This window comes from Pseudomonas sp. CP-1, assembly GCF_021213715.1.
GTDB classification, from domain to species: Bacteria; Pseudomonadota; Gammaproteobacteria; order Pseudomonadales; family Pseudomonadaceae; genus Pseudomonas; species Pseudomonas aeruginosa.
Window position 1 is genome coordinate 398,852 of sequence record NZ_JAJQKY010000004.1, and the last position, 17,440, is coordinate 416,291.

Here is a 17,440-nt window from a genome sequence, read left to right on the forward strand (position 1 = left end):
ATAAGGTTGGCGGCCGCGGAAGGCGAAGGCGGTGAACATGTTCGTATTCTCTCTCGGTGCGTTTCAGAAACGGTGTTTCACCTGGGCGCCCAGGCCGATGCTGTCATGCCACTCTTCGGCGTCAGCGGCGGAGCAGAGGCTGGCGAGCGTGCCGGCGAGGCACAGGGAGGGGTTTCTCATGGGGACTCCTTCCGTTGCGGCCAGGGACGTGCCTTGGTGTCTTGCTGGGCGAAGCGGTAGCCGAGCGCGTTCAGACCGTCGAAGTCGCGACTGAAGGTGTCTCCCAGGCCCTGGCCGCTGCCGGCCAGGACGGCGTGTGCGCTGTCGATGGGTTGCAGGATGAACTCGCCGGAGCGGGTTCCTCCGGCTTGCCCGCGCACCAGCAGGAAGCCGTCTTCGATCCTGATGCTCAGGCCGTTCAGGTAGCTGTGCCGGCCCGTGCTGGCGACGCGGTAGGTGCCGACGGCTTCGGTCCAGGCCTGGGGCAGGGGTGTCGGCTCGATGCGCTCGCCGAGGTAGGCGGCCTGGCCGTGGCGGCGGGACACCAGGATTCGGCGTTGGCCGTAGCTGACCACGTCCAGTTGCAACTGTCCGGCGCTGTCCACGCCGACGGGCCAGAATCCCAGCAGTCTTTTTCTCATCTGCAGCCAGCCCGAGGTGTCGCGCAACAGTTCCACGCGTTGTTCGCCGAAATCTGCGTACAGGCGACCCCTGCGCTCGTACAGGCGAACCTGGCCTTGGCGGGTTGCGTAGCGACCGTATAGCTGTCGCCGGTCCTCCCGGCTCGGCACCTTCAGTGCGGGCGCGCGCGCGGGGGTGGGCTGTACGGCGGGGCGACGAGCGCCCTGCCTGACCTGCAGCATGAGCGATGCCGCTTGCCGGGCCAGGGAGGCGGTGAGCGAACCGCTGTCATCGGCGTTGCTCATGACAATGGCGGCGAGGCGCTGTTCCGGCAGCAGAACCAGGTGGGCGCTGAATCCTGGGGTGGCGCTGGCGTACTCATAGTGACGGATGCCCCCTTCCAGCGGCGCGGAGCCGCACGGGCTGAGGAACCAGGCCAGGCCCACCTGGCAGTCGAAGTCCAGGGCATTGCCGGCGTTCTGCTGGCGGAACATCTCCTCGACGGAGTGTTTCCTGAGAAGCTGGCGCTCCTTGTGGCGCCCGTTGGCGAACAGCATGCGGACGAAGCGGCTGAGGTCGACCGGGCTGCTCCACAGATCGTTGACCGGGAGGTCGCTGGCGGAGCCGGGGCGACCGCCGCCGCTGTAGCCGTGGGCGCGTTGCGCCTGGGGCAGGGCGTTCCTGGCGAAGCTGGAGCGGGTCATCTGCAAAGGCTCCAGCAGGTGCTCGCGCATGTGCTGCTCGAAGTGCTTTCCGGTGTTGCGCTCGATGGCTGCGCCGACCAGTTCGTAGCCAAGGTTGGAATAGGCGACCTGGGTTCCCGGCGGATTGCTCAGCCAGACACCGGATACTTTCGCCGGCAGTTGGCCGAGTGAGTTCGGGCGTTCGCCGAACAGGGGCGGCAGGTGTTCGCCAGGAAGGCCGGACTGATGGCTGAGCAGCCGGCGGAAAGTGATCGCGCGATCCGCCTCGCTCTGGTCGGCATGGAAGCGTGAGCGTACGTAGAACTCGCGCAAGGTGTCCTGGAGCGGAGCGTCGAGAGAGAGTTGGCCGCGTTCGGCCAGTTGCAGGGTCGCGCTGGCGATCAGTAGCTTGGACAGGTCGCCGGCGTGGAATGCGGTGTGCTCGCTGGCGTTGATCCTGTGCTGTCGGTCGGCATAGCCGAAACCGCGGGCCCAGACCAGTTGCTGGTCGTCGACCAATGCCAGGGCCAGGCCGGGCACGTCCTGCCTTTCCATTTCCCGGCGGATGTGGCGTTGCAGATAGTCGATGACCTCGCCGTAGTTGCCCACGGCGGCGCTCGGCACTGGCGGGGCGGGTGGCAGGCCGTGGCAGCCGCTGGTGCCGAGCAGGCAGCCGAGAAGGGGAAGGTGCATGGCGCGAAACATGGAATACCTGGCGGAAAGGCGAGGTGTCCCATGCTAGGGCGGGCCTGGCTGGCAATCCTTACGGCTTTGTCAGCAATCTGTGAAAGATTGTTAAGCCTCCGCTGTCAGCGGGGTCGCTCCCAGGTCAGGCGGAAGGAGGCGCCTCCCTGCGGCGTTTCCAGCGCTTCCGCATAGCCGCCATGCCATTGCGCGACCCGGCGGACGATCGCCAGGCCCAGGCCGAATCCGCCGGTGCTGCGATCGCGGCTGTCGTCCAGGCGCGAAAAGGGTTCGAAGATCTTCTGCCGGGCGTCCGCCGGTATCCCGGGGCCGTCGTCGTTGACCCGTATCTGACAGCTGTCGCCTTGATCGAGGAGGGCGATTTCGACGCGCGAGTGTGCGTGGCGGATGGCGTTGCGCAACAGGTTGATCACGGCGCGCGCCATGAAGCGAGGCTCGATGCGGATCTGTTCGACCTGGCAGGCGCTGATCTCGCAGGTGACTCCGGCGGCTTCGGCTTCCAGGGCGACGTCGGCGACGACGCTATCCAGCCAGCTCGCGGCGTCGACGATTTCCCGGTGGCTCCCGACGTTGCCGTGCTCCAGGCGGGCGTAGGTCAGCAGTTCGGAGACCATTTCCTCCAGTTCGCCGAGGTCGGCGCGCATGTCCTCTATCAGGTCGTGGCGTACTTCGGCGTCGACCTGCTTGTTCAATTGCTCGAGTTCGAAGGACAGGCGGGAGATCGGCGTGCGCAATTCGTGGGATACCGCGTTGGTCAGTTCGCGCTGGTTGCTGATCAGGCTTTCGATGCGGTCGGCCATCTGGTTGAAGTGCTGGGCCAGGGTGCGGATATCGGAGCGTCGGAAAATGCGCGTGCGCGATGACAGGTCGCCATCGCCGAAGCGTTGCGCGGCCAGGCGCAGGGTCTCGAGGTCGCGCCAGTGCGGGCGGACCCATACCAGCAGGGCGATGCCGACCAGCACGCCGAGCAGGATGTAGGCCAGCACGGTGAACAGTGGGGTCAGCGAGGGTTCCGGCGGCAGCTTGATGTCGAGCAGCTGCGGACCCGCGTCGATGCGGCTGATGAATTCCGTAAAGTCCTCGCGTACCACCAGCAGGTTCTTGTCGAGGAGGGCCTGCTCTTCCTGCGTCAGCTTCGCCTGCCTGGCATCCGTCAGGCTCAGCTCGAGCCCGTAGTGGGGACGCCAGTCTTCGAGCTGTCGCTGGCGTCCGGCCTGGTCCAGCGGGGCCAGCTTTTCCACCAGCGAATAGGCCTGGCCGCGAACGGCGTCGCGGTGATAGTTCTCGACGATGCTGTCGTAGAACGCGTCGATGACATGGTCGACCACGAAGATCGCGGCAGCGAACCCCAGGGCCAGCAGCAGGTAGAGGCGCAGGAACAGGCGCAGCATTCAGAGTTCCCAGCCCAGCGGGTTGAACAGGTAGCCCTTGCCCCAGACGGTCTTGATCCGGACCGGCTCGCGCGGATTGTCCTTCAGTTTATTGCGCAGCTTGCTGATGCAGACGTCGACGCTGCGGTTCAGGCCGTCGAAGCCGATGCCGCGGATCTGGTTGAGGATCTCGTCGCGGGAAAGTATTTCCCCTGCCTGGTTGGCCAGCAGCCAGAGCAGCTCGAACTCCATCGTGGTCAGTTCTATGCCGCGGCCTTCGAGTTCCGCTTCGCGCCGCCGTCGGTCGATGTTCAGCTTGCCGAATGTCAGGCTTTCCGGGGAGGCGGGAAGGGGCGCGTGCCGGCGCATCAGGGCGCGCAGGCGGGCGAGCAGTACCGGTGGCTCGATCGGCTTGATCACGTAGTCGTCGGCGCCGGACTCCAGGCCGAGGATGTGATCGAGATCGTCCTCCTGGGCGGTGAGTATGAGGATCGGCAGGTTCGCGACCCGGCGGATCTCCCGGCACACCTGCAGACCATTCTGTCCGGGGAGCATGAGGTCGAGAACCACCACTTGCGGCTTGAAGTCGAGGAAAGCGGCGAACGCGGCATCACCGCGATGCACCTGGCGCACTTCGAAACCATGCTGGGAAAGGAAGCTGGCGATCAGGCGGGCGAGCTTCTGGTCGTCTTCGACGAGCAATACCTTGCTGAGGGTAGGGCAGTCCATAGGGTTTCATCGGTCGGAGCGGAATCGGCTGGCATTATATGCACCCGCTTCCGGCGAAGCTCCAGCGACTCGTTCGAGACCGGGCTGCGATCGGCGGAAGCGGCCGGAAACACCCCGGGGATCCGCCTGCACCCTGGCGGGGTGACTTCTGCTTTTCCCTCTACTAGAATGCATGCCCTTGATTCTGGGAGCCGGAAGGACCGGCTTACGTCTGTGCAACGAGGAATATCCATGCAAGTTTCTGTTGAAAGCACTTCCGCTCTTGAGCGCCGCATGACCGTTGGTGTGCCTGCCGAGCGTATCGAGACCGAAGTCAACAAGCGTCTGCAGCAGACCGCCCGTCGTGCCAAGATTCCAGGTTTCCGCCCCGGCAAGGTGCCGATGAGTGTCATTCGTCAGCGCTACGAAGCTTCCGCGCGCCAGGAAGCCATGGGCGATCTGATTCAGGAAACCTTCTACGAAGCCGTGGTCGAGCAGAAGCTGAATCCGGCCGGTTCGCCGTCGGTAGAGCCCAAGTCCTTCGAGAAAGGCAAGGACTTGGAATACATCGCAACCTTCGAAGTCTTCCCGGAATTTACCGTTTCCGGCCTGGAAGACATCAAGGTCGAGCGCCTGCAGGCCGAAGTTTCCGATGCTGATGTCGACAACATGCTCGATGTCCTGCGCAAGCAGAACACCCGTTTCGAAGTGGTCGAGCGTGCCGCCCAGAACGATGACCAGTTGAACATCGACTTCGTCGGCAAGATCGACGGCGAAGCCTTCGCCGGCGGTTCCGCCAAGGGCACCCTGCTGGTGCTGGGCTCCGGTCGCATGATCGCCGGCTTCGAAGAAGGGCTGGTGGGGGCGAAGGCCGGTGAAGAGCGCGTGCTCAACCTGACCTTCCCCGAGGACTACCAGAACCTGGACCTGGCCAACAAGGCTGCCGAGTTCACCGTTACCGTCAATAGCGTAGCCGAGCCCAAGCTGCCGGAACTGAACGAAGAGTTCTTCGCTCTGTTCGGCGTGAAGGAAACCGGTCTCGATGGCTTCCGCGCCGAAGTGCAGAAGAACATGGAGCGCGAGTTGCGCCAGGCGATCAAGTCCAAGGTCAAGAACCAGGTCATGGAAGGTCTGCTGCAGGCCAACCCGATCGAAGTGCCCAAGGCCCTGATCGGCAACGAAGTGAACCGTCTGCGCGTGCAGGCCGTCCAGCAGTTCGGTGGCAACATCAAGCCTGACCAACTGCCGGCCGAGCTGTTCGAAGAGCAGGCCAAGCGCCGTGTGGTGCTGGGCCTGATCGTCGCCGAAGTGGTCAAGCAGCACGAGCTGAAGGCCGACGAAGGTCGCGTTCGCGAAATGATCGAGGAAATGGCCTCGGCCTACCAGGAGCCCGAGCAGGTCGTCGCCTGGTACTTCAAGAACGAGCCCCAGCTGAACGAAGTCCGTTCTGTTGTACTGGAAGAACAAGTCGTAGATACTGTCCTGCAAAAGGCCACTGTGACCGATAAGCAGGTATCCTACGAAGAAGCGGTCAAGCCGGCCGAAGCTCCGCAAGCGGCCTGATTCGTTCCTCTCGTTCGAATCCCACAAGCCAGCCTTAGTGCTGGCTTGTGCGTCTTTGAGGCTTCACTATCTGTTAGGGAGTGATCGCAAGACATGTCTCGCAACTCTTTTATTCCGCACGTTCCCGATATCCAGGCCGCCGGTGGCCTGGTGCCCATGGTGGTGGAGCAGTCCGCCCGCGGCGAGCGCGCCTACGACATCTATTCGCGCCTGCTGAAGGAGCGGATCATCTTCCTGGTCGGCCAGGTCGAGGACTACATGGCCAACCTGGTGGTTGCCCAGTTGCTGTTCCTGGAGGCTGAAAATCCCGAGAAGGACATTCATCTCTACATCAACTCGCCGGGTGGCTCGGTGACTGCCGGGATGTCCATCTACGACACCATGCAGTTCATCAAGCCCAACGTCTCGACCACCTGTATCGGTCAGGCGTGCAGCATGGGTGCCCTGCTGCTTGCGGGCGGTGCCGCCGGCAAGCGCTACTGCCTGCCGCATTCGCGGATGATGATCCACCAGCCGCTGGGCGGTTTCCAGGGCCAGGCCTCGGATATCGAGATCCATGCCAAGGAAATCCTCTTCATCAAGGAGCGTCTGAACCAGATCCTGGCGCACCACACCGGCCAGCCCCTGGACGTCATTGCCCGCGATACCGATCGTGACCGCTTCATGAGCGGTGACGAAGCCGTCAAGTATGGCCTGATCGACAAGGTCATGACCCAGCGCGACCTGGCCGTCTAAGGCTCCGCAATACTGGCGGTCGAGACATTCGGCCGCCTCGTGGGCTTGAAAATGCCCACAATTGCCTTCATCTTGTGTTTGAAGCTACCCATTGGATCGATCGAATGACTGATACCCGCAACGGCGAGGACAACGGCAAGCTGCTGTATTGCTCCTTCTGCGGCAAGAGCCAGCACGAAGTGCGCAAGTTGATTGCCGGCCCCTCGGTCTTTATCTGCGACGAGTGTGTCGACCTGTGCAATGACATCATCCGCGAGGAGGTGCAGGAAGCGCAGGCGGAAAGTAGTGGGCACAAACTTCCGGCGCCGAAAGAGATCCGCACCATCCTCGATCAGTACGTGATCGGGCAGGAGCGGGCCAAGAAGGTTCTGGCGGTAGCGGTATACAACCACTACAAGCGCCTCAACCAGCGTGACAAGAAGGACGATATCGAGCTCGGCAAGAGCAACATTCTGATGATCGGCCCAACCGGCTCGGGCAAGACCCTGCTGGCCGAGACCCTCGCACGTCTGCTGAACGTGCCGTTCACCATCGCCGATGCGACCACGCTGACGGAAGCGGGCTACGTGGGCGAGGATGTCGAGAACATCATCCAGAAACTCTTGCAGAAGTGCGATTACGATGTGGAGAAGGCCCAGATGGGCATCGTCTACATCGACGAGATCGACAAGATTTCCCGGAAATCGGACAACCCCTCCATCACTCGCGACGTCTCCGGCGAGGGTGTGCAGCAGGCCCTGCTGAAGCTCATCGAGGGCACCGTTGCCTCGGTACCGCCGCAGGGCGGTCGCAAGCATCCGCAGCAGGAGTTCCTGCAGGTCGATACGCGCAACATCCTGTTCATCTGCGGCGGCGCTTTCGCCGGTCTGGAGCGGGTCATCCAGAACCGTTCCGCGCGCGGCGGCATCGGTTTCAATGCCGAAGTGCGCAGTCAGGAGATGGGCAAGAAGGTCGGCGAGGCGTTCAAGGAAGTCGAGCCGGAAGATCTCGTCAAGTTCGGTCTCATTCCCGAGTTTGTAGGGCGTTTGCCGGTGATCGCGACTCTTGATGAACTCGATGAGGCTGCGCTCATGCAGATCCTGACCGAGCCGAAGAACGCTCTCACCAAGCAGTACGCCAAGCTGTTCGAGATGGAAGGCGTCGACCTCGAATTCCGTCCGGACGCCCTCAAGGCGGTTGCCCGCAAGGCGCTCGAACGCAAGACCGGTGCACGTGGCTTGCGTTCAATTCTCGAAGGTATCCTTCTCGATACCATGTACGAGATTCCCTCCCAGCAGGATGTCAGCAAGGTGGTCATCGATGAGAGTGTCATCGATGGCTCGTCGCAACCCCTGATGATCTACGAGAACAGCGAAAAGCCAGCCAAGGCTGCGCCTGAGGCATGAAAGAGCAGGGGCCTTCGGGCCCCTTTTCTTTTCCGACTGGCACGCTTGTTTTTTCCCGGGCCTAACCCCATCTTAGGCTGAAAGGTCTTCCTATCTGTTTCGTGGCCAAGTGCCGCTGTAGAGCCGACATTATGAAAACACTCGTCGAATTGCCCTTGCTGCCGCTACGTGACGTGGTGGTGTACCCGCACATGGTCATCCCGTTGTTCGTCGGTCGGGAAAAGTCCATCGAGGCCCTGGAGGCAGCGATGACCGGCGACAAGCAAATCCTCCTGCTGGCGCAGAAAAACCCCGCGGACGATGATCCGGGCGAAGATGGCCTGTACCGCATGGGTACGGTCGCTACCGTGCTGCAGTTGCTCAAGCTGCCGGATGGCACCGTCAAGGTGCTGGTCGAAGGCGAGCAGCGCGGCCAGGTCGAGCGCTTCATCGAGGAGGAAGGGCACATTCGTGCCGCGGTCCAGGCCATCGACGACGCCAATGTCGGCGAGCGCGAGGCCGAGGTCTTCACTCGCAGCCTGCTGAGCCAGTTCGAGCAATACGTCCAGTTGGGCAAGAAAGTCCCCGCCGAGGTGCTTTCTTCGCTGAACAGCATCGACGAGCCGAGCAGGCTGGTCGATACCATGGCCGCGCACATGGCGCTGAAGATCGAGCAGAAGCAGGACATCCTGGAGATCACCGACCTGTCATCGCGGGTCGAGCATGTCCTGGCGCTGCTGGATGCCGAGATCGACCTGCTGCAGGTGGAAAAGCGTATCCGCGGCCGGGTCAAGAAGCAGATGGAGCGCAGCCAGCGCGAGTACTACCTGAATGAGCAGATGAAGGCCATTCAGAAGGAACTCGGCGATATCGACGAAGGGCACAACGAAGTCGAGGAGCTGAAGAAGCGCATCGACGCCGCCGGCCTGACCAAGGAGGCGCACACCAAGGCCACTGCCGAGCTGAACAAGCTCAAGCAGATGTCGCCGATGTCGGCGGAAGCCACCGTGGTGCGTTCCTACATAGACTGGCTGCTGAACGTGCCGTGGAAGGCCGAGAGCAAGGTGCGCCATGATCTCGCCAAGGCGGAAGACATCCTCGATGCCGACCATTACGGCCTGGAAGAGGTCAAGGAGCGCATTCTCGAGTATCTCGCCGTGCAAAAGCGGGTGAAGAAGCTCAAGGGCCCGGTCCTTTGCCTGGTGGGGCCGCCCGGCGTGGGCAAGACCTCCCTGGCCGAATCCATCGCTCGCGCCACCAATCGCAAGTTCGTGCGCATGGCGCTCGGCGGCGTGCGTGACGAGGCCGAGATCCGCGGTCACCGTCGTACCTATATCGGCTCCATGCCGGGCCGCCTGATCCAGAAGATGACCAAGGTCGGCGTGCGCAACCCGCTGTTCCTCCTCGACGAAATCGACAAGATGGGCAGCGACATGCGCGGGGATCCCGCCTCGGCGCTGCTCGAGGTGCTCGACCCGGAGCAGAACCACAACTTCAACGATCACTACCTGGAAGTCGACTACGACCTGTCCGACGTGATGTTCCTCTGCACCGCGAACTCGATGAACATCCCGGCGCCCCTGCTGGATCGGATGGAAGTCATCCGCCTGCCGGGCTACACCGAGGACGAGAAGGTCAACATCGCCTCCAAGTACCTGATTCCGAAGCAGGTCCAGGCCAACGGCCTGAAGAAGGGCGAGCTGACCTTCGAGGAAGGCGCCCTGCGCGACATCATTCGTTACTACACCCGCGAAGCCGGGGTGCGCAGCCTCGAGCGGCAGATCGCCAAGGTCTGCCGCAAGGCGGTGAAGGAGCATGCCAAGCTCAAGCGTATCCAGGCGGTGGTGTCCAGCGAGACGCTGGAGAACTACCTCGGCGTGCGCAAGTTCCGTTATGGCCTCGCCGAACAGCAGGACCAGATCGGCCAGGTGACCGGGCTGGCCTGGACCCAGGTCGGCGGCGAGCTGCTTACCATCGAGGCGGCCGTGGTACCGGGCAAGGGCCAGTTGACCAAGACCGGATCGCTGGGCGACGTGATGGCGGAATCGATCACCGCGGCGTTGACCGTGGTGCGCAGCCGCGCCCAGAGCCTAGGAATCGCGGCGGACTTCCACGAGAAGCGCGACATCCATATCCACGTTCCGGAAGGCGCTACGCCGAAGGATGGCCCGAGCGCAGGCATCGGCATGTGCACGGCGCTGGTTTCGGCGATCACGCAGATCCCGGTGCGCGCCGACGTGGCAATGACCGGGGAGATCACCCTGCGTGGGCAGGTGCTGGCGATCGGCGGGCTGAAAGAAAAACTTTTGGCGGCGCACCGCGGCGGGATCAAGACGGTGATCATTCCCGAGGAAAATGTTCGCGACCTGAAGGAAATTCCGGACAATATTAAGAGTGATCTGGTTATTAAACCGGTTAAATGGATTGACGAAGTCCTGCAAATTGCGCTGCAATACGCCCCGGAGCCCTTGCCCGATGCGGCTCCGGAGATGGTTGCAAAGGATGAAAAACGCGAGCCTGATTCCAAGGAGCGAATTAGCACGCATTAGTCGGTAGGTATTCTTGACACTGTTTTTGGGCCCTTGTTATAAAGCGGCACTTGCTGAGTCAGTTGGCCTACCAGCGCAGAATTTCCTTACACCTAACACATAGAAACATACTCAACAGAAATAAGGGGACTTAGAGTGAACAAGTCGGAACTGATCGATGCAATTGCCGCATCTGCTGATATCCCGAAAGCTGTTGCCGGTCGCGCACTGGACGCAGTGATCGAGTCCGTCACTGGCGCCCTGAAGGCTGGTGACTCCGTCGTGCTGGTTGGTTTCGGCACCTTCGCTGTCAAAGAGCGCGCTGCTCGCACCGGTCGCAACCCGCAAACTGGCAAGCCGATCAAGATCGCCGCTGCCAAGATCCCGGGCTTCAAAGCCGGTAAAGCCCTGAAGGATGCTGTCAACTAAGCGTCTTTTGGGACTCGTTCTACCCAGGTCGGCCAAGGCTGGCCTGGCTGCGGAGCGGTAGTTCAGTCGGTTAGAATACCGGCCTGTCACGCCGGGGGTCGCGGGTTCGAGTCCCGTCCGCTCCGCCAGTTACGAGAAGGCGCATCCTCGGATGCGCCTTTCTTATATCCGCATCTCTTACCCACGCCGCGCCGCCCAAGACGGCTGGTCGTGGCAGTTTTTGGGGGCTGCATGCTGCAGAACATCAGGGATAATTCCCAGGGCTGGATCGCCAAGACCATCATTGGCGTGATCATCGTTCTCCTGTCGCTGACCGGCTTCGACGCGATCATCCGGGCCACCGACCACTCCAACGTGGCCGCCAAGGTCAACGGCGACGATATCAGTCTCAATGAAGTCCAACAGGCCGTGGACATGCAGCGTCGCCAGCTGCTGCAACGCCTGGGCAAGGATTTCGATCCATCCATGCTGGATGACAAGCTGCTCAAGGAAGCGGCCCTGAAGGGGCTGATCGAGCGTACCCTGCTGCTCCAGGCCGCCAAGGACGACAAGTTCGCCTTCTCCGACCAGGCGCTGGACCAGTTGATCCTGCAAACTCCCGAGTTCCAGGTCGACGGCAAGTTCAACGCGGATCGCTTCGACCAGGTCATCCGCCAGATGAACTACAGCCGCATGCAGTTCCGCCAGATGCTCGGCCAGGAAATGCTCATCGGCCAGCTTCGCGCCGGCCTGGCGGGCACCGGTTTCGTCACCGACAACGAATTGCAGTCCTTCGCTCGCCTCGAGAAGCAGACCCGCGACTTCGCCACCCTGGCGATCAAGGCCGACGCGTCCAAGAGCAGCGTGAGCGAGGACGAGGTGAAGGCCTTCTACGAAGGCCACAAGAGCGAGTTCATGACTCCCGAGCAGGTGGTCGTCGAATACGTGGAACTGAAGAAGTCCTCCTTCTTCGACCAGGTCAAGGTGAAGCAGGAAGACCTCGAGGCGTTGTACCAGAAGGAAATCGCCAACCTCTCCGAGCAGCGCGATGCCGCCCACATCCTGATCGAGGTGAACGACAAGGTCGGCGACGAGCAGGCCAAGGTGAAGATCGACGAGATCAAGGCTCGCCTGGCCAAGGGCGAGGATTTCGCCGCGCTGGCCAAGGAGTTCTCCCAGGATATCGGCTCGGCCGCCACCGGCGGCGACCTGGGCTACGCCGGCCGCGGCGTGTACGACCCCGCGTTCGAGGAGGCGCTGTATGCGCTGAAGCAAGGTGAGGTATCCGCCCCGGTGAAGACTCCGTACGGCTACCACCTGATCAAGCTGCTGGGCGTGCAGGCGCCGGAAGTACCGAGCCTGGAAAGCCTCAAGCCGAAGCTCGAGGACGAACTGAAGAAACAGATGGTCGAGCAGCGCTTCGTCGAGGCTACCAAGGACTTGGAAAGCTCCGCCTACGAAGCCGCCGACCTGAGCCAGCCGGCGCAGGAAATGGGCCTGAAGGTCCAGACCAGCCAGCCGTTCGGACGTTCGGGGGGCGACGGCATCGCTGCCAACCGCCAGATCGTGCAGACCGCGTTCAGCCCCGAGGTGCTGGAAGAAGCGGCCAACAGTGGTGCCATCGAGCTGGATCCGGACACCGTGGTGGTGCTGCGGGTCAAGGAACACAACAAGCCGAAGGAGCAACCGCTGGAGCAGGTCGCGGCGAACATCCGCGAGCGCCTGGCCGCCGAAAAGGCCGCCGAGGAGGCGCAGAAGCGTGGAGAGGCCCTGATCGCAGAGCTGCGTGAAGGCCGTACCTCTTCCGCAGCGGGGGAGTCGTGGAAAGTGGTCGAGGCGGCCTCCCGCGGCCAGGAAGGCGTCGATCCGAAACTGCTCCAGGCGGTGTTCCGCATGCAGCGTCCGGAGGCCAAGGACAAGCCTTCGCTCTCTGGCGTGACCCTGGCCAATGGCGATTACGTGGTGATCCGCCTGAATGGCGTCAGCGAGCCGGAGGAGGCTATCTCCGACGACGAGAAGGCCATGTACCGCCGCTTCCTGGCTTCGCGCAGCGGACAGGCAGACTTCGCCGCCTTCCGCCGTCAGTTGCAGGACAAGGCGGAAGTCGAGAAATACTGAGACCGAGATGCAGAGAAAAGGCCGCTTACGCGGCCTTTTCTTTATTCCGCCCATGAAAAAGGCCGCTCGAAGCGGCCATTTTTCATGGGCGGGGTGATCAGTCGTCGTCCAGCGGGCCCATGGCGGTAGTGTTGAAGCCGCCATCGACGTAGAGGATCTCGCCACTGATACCGCTGGCCAGGTCCGAACAGAGGAAGGCGCCGGCATTGCCGACTTCCTCGATGGTGACGTTGCGCCGCAGCGGCGTCTGCCGCTCGTTGGCGGCCAGCATCTTGCGGAAGCTCTTGATTCCGGAGGCGGCGAGCGTTCGGATCGGCCCGGCGGAAACCGCATTGACCCGGGTGCCTTCCGCGCCCAGGCTGCCGGCCAGGTAGCGGACCCCGGCCTCCAGGCTGGCCTTGGCCATGCCCATTACGTTGTAGTTCGGCATGGTCCGTTCGGCGCCCAGGTAGGAGAGGGTCAGCAGGCTGCCGTTGCGGCCCTTCATCATTTCCCGTCCGGCCTTGGCCAGGGCGATGAAGCTGTAGGCGCTGATGTCGTGGGCGATGCGGAAGCCCTCGCGGGTGGTCACCGCGGTGAAGTCGCCGTCGAGCTGATCGCCTGGAGCGAATCCGACGGAGTGGACGATGATGTCCAGGCCGTCCCAGTGCTTGCCCAGGGCGGCGAACACCGCTTCGATCTGGCTGTCGTCGGCCACGTCACAGGGGAAGCACAGCTCCGGCCGCGAGCCCCAGCCACTGGCGAACTCCTCCACCCGGCCCCTGAGCTTGTCGTTCTGGTAGGTGAAGGCCAGTTCGGCGCCTTCCCGGTGCATGGCGGCGGCGATGCCGGAAGCGATGGAGAGCTTGCTGGCGACTCCGACGATCAGGGCGCGTTTTCCTGTGAGAAATCCCATGGTCCGTTCCTTGTCTGCTACTCAGTTTTCCGCGCTTGCCGGGGCCATGAAGGCGGCCTCCAGCAATTGCTGCGTATAGGGATGTTGCGGCGAGGCGAAAACCGCTTCGGCGCTGCCCTGTTCCACTACCTTGCCATGTCGAACCACCATCAGCTGGTGGCTGAGCGCCTTGACTACCGCCAGGTCGTGGCTGATGAACAGGTAGGTGAGGTTGTACTTGCCCTGCAGTTGCCGCAGCAATTCCACGACCTGGCGCTGCACGGTGCGGTCGAGCGCCGAGGTCGGTTCGTCGAGCAGGATCAGTGCCGGTTTCAGCACCAGTGCCCGGGCGATGGCGATGCGCTGGCGCTGGCCGCCGGAGAATTCGTGGGGGTAACGGTAGCGGGTCTGCGGATCGAGCCCGACCTCCACCAGCGCGTCGATGATCGCCTGCTCCTGTTCGGCCTCGCTGCCGATCCTATGGATGCGCAGGCCTTCGCCGACGATCTCGCCGACACACATGCGTGGGCTGAGGCTGCCATACGGGTCCTGGAACACCACCTGCATCTCGCGGCGCAGCGGGCGCACGTCATGTTGCGCGAGACCGTCCAGCCGGGTGCCTTCGAAGCGGATGCCGCCCTGGCTTTCCAGCAGCCGCAGGATTGCCAGGCCAAGGGTCGACTTGCCCGAGCCGCTTTCGCCAACGATGCCCAGCGTCTGCCCGCGGGGTAGTTCGAAATTGACCCCGTCGACCGCCTTGACGTGGTCCACGGTGCGGCGGAACACGCCTTTGCGGATCGGGAACCAGACCCGCAGGTCGTCCACCGCCAACAGGGTTTCACCGGGCGGGTTGCTTGCCGGCGCACCGCTGGGCTCGGCGTTGAGCAGCTCGCGGGTATAGGGGTGTCGCGGGGCTGCGAAGAGTTCCTGGCAGGAAGCCTGCTCGACGATCCGCCCTTGTTGCATGACGCAGACGCGGTGGGCGATGCGCCGGACCAGGTTGAGGTCGTGGGTGATCAGCAGCAGGGACATGCCCAGGCGTGCCTGCAGGTCCTTGAGCAGATCGAGGATCTTCAACTGGACGGTGACGTCGAGCGCGGTGGTCGGTTCGTCGGCGATCAGCAGTTGCGGCTCGCAGGCCAGGGCCATGGCGATCATCACCCGCTGCCGCTGGCCGCCGGAGAGTTCGTGTGGATAGGCTTTCAGGCGCTTGGCTGGCTCGGGGATGCCGACCAGCTCGAGCAGTTCGAGAATTCTCGCGCTGGCCTTGGCGCCACCCAGGCCCTTGTGCAGGGCGAGGACCTCGGCGAGCTGCTTCTCGATGGTATGCAGCGGATTGAGCGAGGTCATGGGTTCCTGGAAGACCATGGCGATGCGGTTGCCGCGGATCCCGCGCAGGCGCCGTTCCGGGAGCTTGAGCAGATCCTCGCCCTGGTAGTGGATGCTGCCTGCTGGGTGGCTGGCGACGGAGTAGGGCAGCAGGCGCAGGATCGAGTGGGCGGTCACCGACTTGCCCGAGCCGCTTTCGCCGACCAGGGCCAGGGTCTCGCCCTGGCGGATGTCGAAGCTGACGCCTTCGACCACCCGCTGGCGTTGCTCGCCGGAGAGGAATTCGACGGCGAGGTCGCGGATTTCCAGAATGTTCTCGCTCATCTCATTTCCTCGGGTCGAAAGCGTCGCGGGCGGCTTCGCCGATGAACACCAGCAGGCTCAGCATGACCGCCAGCACCACGAAGGCGGAAATGCCCAGCCAGGGCGCCTGGAGGTTGGACTTGCCCTGGGCGACCAGCTCGCCCAGCGACGGCGCGCCGGGCGGCAGGCCGAAGCCGAGGAAGTCCAGGGAGGTGAGGGTGCCGATGGCGCCGGTGAGGATGAACGGCATGAAGGTCAGGGTCGAGATCATCGCGTTCGGCAGGATGTGACGGAACATGATGGCGCTGTTGCGCATGCCGAGGGCCCGGGCGGCGCGGACGTATTCCAGGTTGCGCCCGCGGAGGAACTCGGCGCGGACCACGTCCACCAGGCTCATCCAGGAAAACAGCAGCATGATGCCCAGCAGCCACCAGAAGTTCGGCTGGACGAAGCTGGCCAGGATGATCAGCAGGTAGAGCACCGGCAGCCCCGACCAGACTTCCAGGAAACGCTGGCCGAGCAGGTCGACCCAGCCGCCGTAGTAGCCTTGCAGGGCGCCGACGGTGACGCCGATCAGAGAACTGAGCACGGTCAGGGTCAGGGCGAAGAGGATCGACACGCGGAAGCCGTAGATCACCCGGGCGAGCACGTCGCGGGCCTGGTCGTCGGTGCCCAGCCAGTTTTCCGCCGACGGCGGGGCGGGGGCGGGAACCTTCAGCTCGTAGTTGATGGTGTCGTAGCTGTAGGGGATCGGCGGCCAAAGCACCCAGCCGTCCTTCTCGCCGATCAGTTGGCTGATGTAGGGGCTCTTGTAGTTGGCTTCCAGGGGGAATTCGCCGCCGAAGGTGGTTTCCGGGTAGCGTTTGAAGACCGGGAAATACCAGCCGCCGTCGTAATGCACGACCAGCGGTTTGTCGTTGGCGATCAGTTCGGCGCCGAGGCTGCCGACGAACAGGATGAGGAACAGCCAGAGCGACCACCAGCCACGCTTGTTGCTCTTGAAGCGGGCCCAGCGGCGCTGGTTGATGGGAGACAGGCGCATCGGATTACTCCCGGTTCTCGAAGTCGATGCGCGGATCGACCAGGGTGTAGACGATATCGCTGATCAGCTTCATGACCAGCCCGAACAGGGTGAAGATGAACAGCGTGCCGAAGACCACCGGGTAGTCGCGGTTCATCGCCGCTTCGAAGCTGAGCAGGCCGAGGCCGTCGAGGGAGAAGATCACCTCGATCAACAGCGAACCGGTGAAGAAGATCCCTAGCAGCGCAGCCGGCAGGCCGGCAATCACCAGCAGCATGGCGTTGCGGAATACGTGCCCGTAGAGCACGCGGCGTTCGGTCAGGCCCTTGGCGCGGGCGGTGACCACGTATTGCTTGCCGATCTCGTCGAGGAAGCTGTTCTTGGTCAGCAGCGTGATGGTGGCGAAGTTGCCGATCACCAGGGCGGTTACCGGCAAGGCCAGGTGCCAGAAATAGTCGAGTACCTTGCCGCCGAGGCTGAGCTGGTCGAAGTTGTTCGAGGTCAGGCCGCGCAGGGGGAACCAGTCCCAGTAGCTGCCGCCGGCGAACAGCACCACCAGCAGGATGGCGAAGAGGAAGGCGGGAATGGCGTAGCCGACGATGATCGCCGAGCTGGTCCAGATGTCGAAGACGCTGCCATGGCGGACCGCCTTGGCGATCCCCAGCGGGATCGACACCAGGTACATGATCAGCGTGCTCCAGAGTCCGAGCGAGATCGACACCGGCAATTTCTCGATGATCAGGTCGGTGACCTTGGCGTCGCGGAAGAAACTCTGCCCGAAGTCCAGGTGCAGGTAGTTCTTCAGCATGATCATGAAGCGCTCGGGGGCCGACTTGTCGAAGCCGTACATGCGCTCGATCTCTTTCACCAGCTCCGGGTCCAGGCCTTGCGCGCCGCGGTATTGCGAGCCGGCCACGGCGACTTCGCCGCCGCCGCCGGAGATGCGTCCGGTGGCGCCGCCGGAAGCGGCGTCGAAGCCTTCCAGCTTGGCGATCATCTGCTCCACCGGACCGCCGGGAGCGGCCTGGATGATGATGAAGTTGATCAGCAGGATGCCGAACAGGGTAGGGACGATCAGCAGCAGGCGCCGCAGGATATAGGAGAGCATGC

The 17,440-nt window shown here is 63.1% G+C and carries 13 protein-coding genes and 1 tRNA gene; 7 read left to right on the top strand and 7 right to left on the bottom strand.

Features of this window, described 5'->3' with window-relative positions:
- Positions 1–176 precede the first annotated feature (176 nt).
- The 3 genes from LT948_RS11340 to parR form a co-directional block, all read right to left on the bottom strand.
- Entirely contained in the window at positions 177–2,009 is a 1,833-nt protein-coding gene (locus LT948_RS11340; RefSeq protein WP_073657177.1) for a serine hydrolase domain-containing protein, read from the bottom strand.
- Between the two features lie 104 nt (positions 2,010–2,113).
- On the bottom strand, positions 2,114–3,400 hold the full coding sequence (parS, locus tag LT948_RS11345) for a sensor histidine kinase ParS (protein ID WP_003087912.1): 1,287 nt from the start codon (positions 3,398–3,400) through the stop codon (positions 2,114–2,116).
- Positions 3,401–4,108 (bottom strand): response regulator transcription factor ParR, encoded by a 708-nt coding sequence (parR, locus tag LT948_RS11350; RefSeq protein WP_003087915.1) that lies wholly within the window; start codon positions 4,106–4,108, stop codon positions 3,401–3,403.
- Positions 4,109–4,339: 231 nt separating this feature from the next.
- Here parR and tig point away from each other — a divergent pair, with 231 nt between their 5' ends.
- The 7 genes from tig (at position 4,340) to LT948_RS11385 (ending at position 12,803) form a co-directional block, all read left to right on the top strand.
- Positions 4,340–5,650: a trigger factor gene (gene tig / locus LT948_RS11355; protein ID WP_003087920.1), complete on the top strand. Its 1,311-nt coding sequence runs from the start codon at positions 4,340–4,342 to the stop codon at positions 5,648–5,650.
- 93 nt (positions 5,651–5,743) lie between these two features.
- Positions 5,744–6,385, top strand: coding sequence for an ATP-dependent Clp endopeptidase proteolytic subunit ClpP (gene clpP, locus LT948_RS11360; protein ID WP_003098129.1), 642 nt, complete (start codon positions 5,744–5,746; stop codon positions 6,383–6,385).
- A gap of 104 nt (positions 6,386–6,489) precedes the next feature.
- Complete coding sequence (clpX, locus tag LT948_RS11365) at positions 6,490–7,770, top strand: ATP-dependent Clp protease ATP-binding subunit ClpX (protein ID WP_003087924.1); 1,281 nt, start codon at positions 6,490–6,492, stop codon at positions 7,768–7,770.
- Between the two features lie 131 nt (positions 7,771–7,901).
- Positions 7,902–10,298 carry an endopeptidase La gene (gene lon / locus LT948_RS11370; protein WP_003124759.1) on the top strand — a complete coding sequence of 799 codons (2,397 nt, stop codon included), beginning with the start codon at positions 7,902–7,904 and terminating at the stop codon, positions 10,296–10,298.
- Positions 10,299–10,433: 135 nt separating this feature from the next.
- Positions 10,434–10,706, top strand: a complete 273-nt coding sequence (gene hupB / locus LT948_RS11375; protein ID WP_003087931.1) for a nucleoid-associated protein HU-beta — start codon at positions 10,434–10,436, stop codon at positions 10,704–10,706.
- A 51-nt stretch (positions 10,707–10,757) separates the two neighbouring features.
- Positions 10,758–10,834: transfer RNA gene (locus tag LT948_RS11380), tRNA-Asp, on the top strand.
- Between the two features lie 103 nt (positions 10,835–10,937).
- Positions 10,938–12,803 carry a SurA N-terminal domain-containing protein gene (locus LT948_RS11385; RefSeq protein ID WP_034036773.1) on the top strand — a complete coding sequence of 622 codons (1,866 nt, stop codon included), beginning with the start codon at positions 10,938–10,940 and terminating at the stop codon, positions 12,801–12,803.
- A gap of 97 nt (positions 12,804–12,900) precedes the next feature.
- Here the strand turns inward: LT948_RS11385 and fabI are convergent, their stop codons facing one another.
- Genes fabI through LT948_RS11405 form a run of 4 tightly spaced genes read right to left on the bottom strand, consistent with a single transcriptional unit; the run spans position 12,901 to position 17,438 of the window.
- Positions 12,901–13,698: an enoyl-ACP reductase FabI gene (gene fabI / locus LT948_RS11390; protein ID WP_003087936.1), complete on the bottom strand. Its 798-nt coding sequence runs from the start codon at positions 13,696–13,698 to the stop codon at positions 12,901–12,903.
- 21 nt (positions 13,699–13,719) lie between these two features.
- Positions 13,720–15,330, bottom strand: a complete 1,611-nt coding sequence (locus tag LT948_RS11395; protein ID WP_003087940.1) for an ABC transporter ATP-binding protein — start codon at positions 15,328–15,330, stop codon at positions 13,720–13,722.
- A 1-nt stretch (position 15,331) separates the two neighbouring features.
- Positions 15,332–16,351 (bottom strand): ABC transporter permease, encoded by a 1,020-nt coding sequence (locus tag LT948_RS11400; RefSeq protein WP_004354875.1) that lies wholly within the window; start codon positions 16,349–16,351, stop codon positions 15,332–15,334.
- A 4-nt stretch (positions 16,352–16,355) separates the two neighbouring features.
- On the bottom strand, positions 16,356–17,438 hold the full coding sequence (locus tag LT948_RS11405; protein WP_003098134.1) for a microcin C ABC transporter permease YejB: 1,083 nt from the start codon (positions 17,436–17,438) through the stop codon (positions 16,356–16,358).
- Positions 17,439–17,440 lie beyond the last annotated feature (2 nt).